The sequence below is a fragment of the Poseidonibacter ostreae genome (assembly GCF_009208075.1).
In the GTDB taxonomy this organism is placed as follows: Bacteria; Campylobacterota; Campylobacteria; order Campylobacterales; family Arcobacteraceae; genus Poseidonibacter; species Poseidonibacter ostreae.
The window spans coordinates 1-757 of record NZ_WFKJ01000116.1 but is presented as its reverse complement, the minus strand read 5'-3'; the positions used below and the strand labels follow the sequence as shown (position 1 = coordinate 757).

The 757-nt window shown below is 22.7% G+C and carries 2 protein-coding genes; one reads left to right on the top strand and one right to left on the bottom strand.

The window, feature by feature from the left end; all coding sequences use genetic code 11:
* On the bottom strand, nucleotides 1-346 hold a 346-nt coding region (locus GBG18_RS15030), incomplete at its 3' end, for a response regulator (RefSeq protein WP_152192386.1).
* A 195-nt stretch (nucleotides 347-541) separates the two neighbouring features.
* Here GBG18_RS15030 and GBG18_RS15450 point away from each other — a divergent pair.
* Nucleotides 542-697, top strand: a complete 156-nt coding sequence (locus GBG18_RS15450; protein WP_193311189.1) for a hypothetical protein — start codon at nucleotides 542-544, stop codon at nucleotides 695-697.
* Nucleotides 698-757: the final 60 nt, after the last annotated feature.

Sequence of the window (757 nt, the reverse complement as noted above, 5' to 3'; positions counted from 1 at the left end):
ACAAGTAATCAACTAATTTCAATTTTGCAGCATCTAATAGATACTTAGTATCGGTATAGGCACTTAATAAAATAACTGGAATATTTTTATCATTAACTCTTAATTTTTTTATAAAATCTAAGCCATTTTCATTTCCAAGATTTATATCTGAAATGATTATATCAATACGTTTATTTTTTATAATCTTATTAGCATTTTCTATTGATTCGACGTCATATACTTCTTTAGAAAGTAATCTTAATGTCTTTGATATATTCTTTCTTATATTCTCTTCATCTTCAATATATAAAATATTTAAATTTTTTAATACATTATCTAAATTAGTATTTAAATTAAATTCATTCATTTATTTATTTATTGCCTTAAAATAATTATTAGTAATATAAAATGATATCATAATGAAAGTTACATATTACTTTTTATGTTATGTTTCATAATTATAATATAAATCTCTAGAATTTATCATATATTAAGTAAACCTTTAATAGAGCAACAGATAAAATTATTTTAAAATTCTGTAAACACACACAAAGGAGCACCAATGAATATTAGTAAACTATTAAAATTTACTTGTATTTCTATACTTGCCAGTACCTCTCTTCACGCTATAACTTTAAAAGATAGTGTTGAAAAAGTTTTAGTTACTAACCCTGAAGTTATTGCTGAAAAGAATAACCAAAAAGCATTGGAGAGGTAACTAAAATTCATACACTTTTTTGCTTATCCCTAAGCCACCATTTCACTTTGTAACGCATTT

What these genes read in the sequence shown, in the direction of transcription:
- GBG18_RS15450 (WP_193311189.1), top strand. Translation starts at nt 542, where the DNA reads ATGAATATTAGTAAACTATTAAAATTTACTTGTATTTCTATACTTGCC.